General features: G+C 69.7%; 4 protein-coding genes. All 4 read right to left on the bottom strand.

Annotated elements, in window-relative coordinates; all coding sequences use genetic code 11:
- Positions 1–68 precede the first annotated feature (68 nt).
- A complete protein-coding gene (locus ABTZ89_RS36125; protein WP_351053454.1) occupies positions 69–1,157 on the bottom strand; it encodes an LLM class flavin-dependent oxidoreductase in 1,089 nt (362 codons plus the stop codon).
- A gap of 287 nt (positions 1,158–1,444) precedes the next feature.
- Complete coding sequence (locus ABTZ89_RS36130) at positions 1,445–2,761, bottom strand: lysine N(6)-hydroxylase/L-ornithine N(5)-oxygenase family protein (RefSeq protein ID WP_351053457.1); 1,317 nt, start codon at positions 2,759–2,761, stop codon at positions 1,445–1,447.
- Positions 2,762–2,852: 91 nt separating this feature from the next.
- Entirely contained in the window at positions 2,853–3,680 is an 828-nt protein-coding gene (locus tag ABTZ89_RS36135; RefSeq protein ID WP_270950537.1) for a siderophore-interacting protein, read from the bottom strand.
- A 98-nt stretch (positions 3,681–3,778) separates the two neighbouring features.
- Positions 3,779–4,572 (bottom strand): MFS transporter (locus ABTZ89_RS36140; RefSeq protein ID WP_351053460.1); only part of this gene is annotated, 794 nt, incomplete at its 5' end.

Here is a 4,572-nt window from a genome sequence, read left to right on the forward strand (position 1 = left end):
GTGAGTACTTTGAGTCGCTATAGCACCCCAAAGTACTCACGGGCTCTGACCAGGCCGAACGGCTGGGGTCAGATCATCCGGTAGGCCTTGGCGACCAGCTCGAACGAGTTCAGCTTGGTGTCGCGGTCAGGCACGTTGGCGGTCAGCATCAGCTCCTGCACACCGGTGCGCTCGCGCAGCTCGTCCAGGCCCGCGCGGACCGTCTCCGGCGAGCCGTAGACCGCGTCCTCCAGCCAGCTGTCGACGAAGCTCTGCTCCAGCTCCATGTAGGCGTACTCGCGCGCCTCCTGCCGGGTCGGCTGCTTGCCCGGCATGCCGCGGCGCAGCCGGAGCATGCTCAGCGCGATCGGGCGGACGATGTCCAGCGCTTCCTCGTCGGTGTCGGCGGCCACCGCCTGGACCCCGATCAGCGCGTACGGCTCGTCGAGCACCGAGGACGGCTGGAAGGACCGCCGGTACAGCTCCAGCGCGGGCAGCGTGTTCTGCGCGCTGAAGTGGTGCGCGAAGGCGAACGGCAGGCCGAGCTGACCGGCCAGCTGCGCGCTGAACCCGCTGGAACCGAGCAGCCAGACCGGCGGCACCGGCCCGTTCGGGACGGACTGGATCGCCGCGTAGGGGTGGTCGATCGGGAAGTCGTCGCCGAGGAAGGCCAGCAGCTCGCCGAGCTGCTGCGGGAAGACGTCGGCGGAAAGCGGACCTGCGCCCAGGGCGCGGGCGGTGGCCTGGTCGGTGCCGGGAGCGCGGCCGATGCCGAGGTCGATGCGCCCGGGGTGCAGCGCCTCCAGCGTGCCGAACTGCTCGGCGACGACCAGCGGTGCGTGGTTGGGCAGCATCACGCCGCCCGATCCCAGCCGCAGGGTGCTGGTGTGCGCGGCGAGGTGGGCGATCACGACGGCCGGAGCGGAGCTGGCGATGCCGGGCATGCCGTGGTGCTCGGCGAGCCACATCCGCTGGAAGCCCCACTCCTCGACCCGGCGGGCCAGTTCGGTGGTGGTGCTCAGCGCGTCGGAGGCGCTGTGCTGCACGCCGACGGTGGACAGGTCGAGCACCGACAGCGGCACCGGCGAGTCACCGCGCGCAACGCCCCTGATCTGATCGGCCTGGTCAGCGGTCGCGCTACCGCCCTCGGCGCGCTCCGGAGTCGCATTGGTGTCCATCTCAACGTCCAACCACCCGACCCCGCACCTTGTTCCCACCTGTGCCCGCGGTTACAACCGGCCCAGAACTCCCGAATTCGGCGAAACCCCACTCTTCAACCCAAAAATCCCTCGGAAATCCCATCCCCGATTCCCCGCATCCCCCACCCGACACGCCGCCGGAGAACTGCAGTTTCAATTGAAACTGTGATCCGCCGTGGCTGGGATCCGCAGTTTCAATTGAAACTGCAGTTTCGACTTGACACGGACGACGCAGGGGAATAGTGCGAACGGAGCCCCGAACTGGATCAGGCGTAGGTGACGGCCTTGTCCGGTTGAGCGGTCTTCGGGCGGGATCGGCGGGTGAGGATCGAGTCGCGGATCTCGCCGGCTCGGACCGCCCCGTTGGACAGCAGCGACGACGTCAGGCCGTGGGTGTGCTCGGTCCCGCCCTGGAGGTAGATGCCGCCGGGGAGGTCCGCCGTGGTGCGCAGCCGGTAGTCGCGCTCCACCTGGAGGCGCCCGTGCTCGTCGCGCTCGCAGTCCTGCGCGGTGTCGCCGAGCAGCGGGAACGGGTCGCGGGGGCGGCATCCGGTCGCGTACACCAGCAGATCGGCGGCGAGCTCCGCCCGCTCCCCCGACGGCAGGAACTCGACGGTCACCGCCACCCCGTCGTCGCCGGCCACGACGTCGCGCACGCGGGAGGCGTTGAGGATCCGCAGCCGCTCCTCGCCGCGCACCTTCTCCTGGTAGGAGCGGGCGTAGAGGTCTTCGATCAGGTCCAGGTCGACCACCGAGTAGTTGGTGTTGCGGTGGTAGTCCAGCAGTTCGCGGCGGACCTCGGGCGAGGCGGTGTGGAAGTCGTCGACCGCCTGCGGGTCGAAGATCCGGTTGGCGAACGGGCTGTCGTCGGCCGGGCTGTAGCCGTACCGGCTGAACACCGCGCACACCTCGGCCGCCGGGAACGTCCGGTGCAGGTACTCGGTGACCTCCGCAGCGCTCTGGCCGGCTCCGACGACCACGCATCGACGCGGTGGCTCGGTCAGCTCGTCGACGCGGTGCAGCAGGTCGAGGTTGTGCCACACGCGCTCCCCGCGCTCCGCCCCGTCCGGCAGGCTCGCCTCCAACCCGACCGCGAGCACGACGTTGCGGGCCCGGTGCAGTTCCAGCTGCCCGCCGACGCGGACCACCACTTCGAAGAGCTCGCCGGAGCGGTGCAGTTCGACGACTTCCGCGTCGTAGCGCACCGAATCGGCCACGCGCTCCGCCGCCCACTCCAGGTAGTCGTGGTATTCGACGCGGGTCGGGAACATCGTCTTGTGGTTGATGAAGTCGACCAGCCGCTGCTTGTCGTGCAGGTAGCTCAGGAAGGAGAAGTCGCTGGCCGGGTTGCGCATGGTGACCAGGTCCTTGAGGAACGACACCTGCATGGTGGCGCCGTCGATCAGCATCCCCTGGTGCCACCCGAATTCGGGCTTGCGCTCGAAGAAGACCCCGGTGAGCCGGTCGGCGGCGGGCGCGGTGCGGTTGTGCTCCTCCAGCGCGATCGCCAGCGCCAGGTTGGACGGTCCGAAACCGATCCCCAGGACGTCGTGGACTTCTTCCTCGCTCGGTACGGCAGACACGTTGTCCCCTCGCCTCGCTGGTGCCCGTTCGCGGGCACGCGGATTCACCGGCGCGAATCGAGCGTTCGCGCCGGACCCCGGTCCACGTCCGTCAGTCCCGGTCGTGGTTGTGCTTGTCGTGGTATTCGGTTTCGGCCAGCCCGTACTTCCAGTAGCCGATGGCGAGCACGGACTTCGCGTCCATGCCGCGGTCGTTGCGCAGGTGGCGGCGGATGCCGCGGACGATGCCGGACTCCCCGGCGACCCACGCGGACACGTCCACGTCGGCGGGCACGTCCAGCTGCTGCACGGCGTCGACCAGTTGCTGCGAGCGCCCGGCCGGGACGCCGTCGCGGTGCAACCAGGTCCACCGCAGGTCCGGCGGGCACGAGACGTGCTGCTGCTCGGTGGCGCCGCCGATCTCGACGAGCACCTGGCCGCGCGCGGTGGGCGGCAGGCCCTCGACGATGCTGGAGATCGCCGGCAGCGCGGTCTCGTCGCCGACCAGCAGGTAGTAGTCGGCGGCCCGGCAGATCTTGCCGCCGGGTCCCATCACGCCGAGGTGGTCGCCGGGCCGGGCGTTGCGCGCCCAGTTGGAGGCCACGCCGTGCTCGCCGTGCATCACGAAGTCGACGTCGAGCTCGCCGCGGGCCTCGTCGTAGCGGCGGACGGTGTAGGTGCGCATGGTCGGGCGCTCGTGCAGTTCGGGCCAGCGGTAGCGGCCGGTCTCCTCGTCCAGCGTCGGCAGCACCGGCCGCCGCTGGCCCTGCTGCGGCACGAAGACCTTGATGTTCGGACCGCTGTGCTGGTCCAGGAAGCCTTCGAGCTCTTCACCGCCGAGGGTCACCCGCCGCATCGAGGGGCTCAGCTCAGCGGTGCGCAGCACCTGGAGATTGCGCGCTGGGGGCCGGCTGTGCCGGACTCGGTCCGCGGTACCCATCGACCATGCGTTCCTTCCTGTCCACCAACGATCATGTCAGTTAAGGCAAGCCTAACCATAGATCCACCGATTGTCTTCCCCCCGGTGGCTCAGATCTCTCAGCGCGCTACCGCAACCGGCTGCCTCTCGGGTGCTTTTTCCTTGATGCGCAACGCAAGCACCATCCCGACCAGCGCGAACCCGGCCGACACGAACATCGCCAGGTGGTAGCCGTCCAAGCCCGGCGAACCGGCCAGCACGCAGGCGGTGAGCGCCACGCCGAGCGCGGAACCGACCTGCCGCTGCACGTTGAACAGCGTCGAGGCGCCCCCGGTGGCGGACTTGCTGATCGTGGCGAAGGCGACGACCTGCAGCTCCGCGGAGGCCGCGCCGACGAAGAACCCGGTCAGCAGCTGCACGAACGCGGCGAACCAGAAGTCCCCCGCGCTGATCGCGTTGAGCAGCGCGAACGAGATCGCCGCGCCGAGCATCGCGGTGGCGATCACCCGGCGCGCGCCGAACCTGCGGTGCGCCCAGCCGACCAGCTGGGAGGCGATCATCAGCCCGACCGCCTTCGGCAGCGTCACCAGCCCGGTCTCCCAGGCCGACGCGCCCAATCCTTGCTGGAACAGCAGCGTGAATCCGTAGAGCGTGCCGAGGAATCCGGCCACGCACGCGAACAGGATCAGGCTCGCGCGGCGGAACGAGGAGTCGCCGAGCAGCCGCAGGTCCAGCATCGGTTCCCGGGCCCGCAGCTGGGTTTTGACCAGCAGCGCCAGGCAGATCACCCCGGCGAGCCCGGCACCCCAGACGTGCGGCGAGCCGAGTCCGCTCCCCGCCACCGATTCCAGCGCGTACATCACCAGTCCGAGCCCGGGTGCGGCCAACGCGAAACCGAGCACGTCGAACCGCT

This window comes from Saccharopolyspora sp. NPDC002686, from assembly GCF_040295745.1.
GTDB lineage: Bacteria > Actinomycetota > Actinomycetes > Mycobacteriales > Pseudonocardiaceae > Saccharopolyspora > Saccharopolyspora oryzae.

Bases quoted from the DNA above. Each gene is read 5' to 3' on its own strand.
- ABTZ89_RS36125 (WP_351053454.1), bottom strand. From the start codon at position 1,157: ATGGACACCAATGCGACTCCGGAGCGCGCCGAGGGCGGTAGCGCGACC.
- ABTZ89_RS36135 (WP_270950537.1), bottom strand. From the start codon at position 3,680: ATGGGTACCGCGGACCGAGTCCGGCACAGCCGGCCCCCAGCGCGCAAT.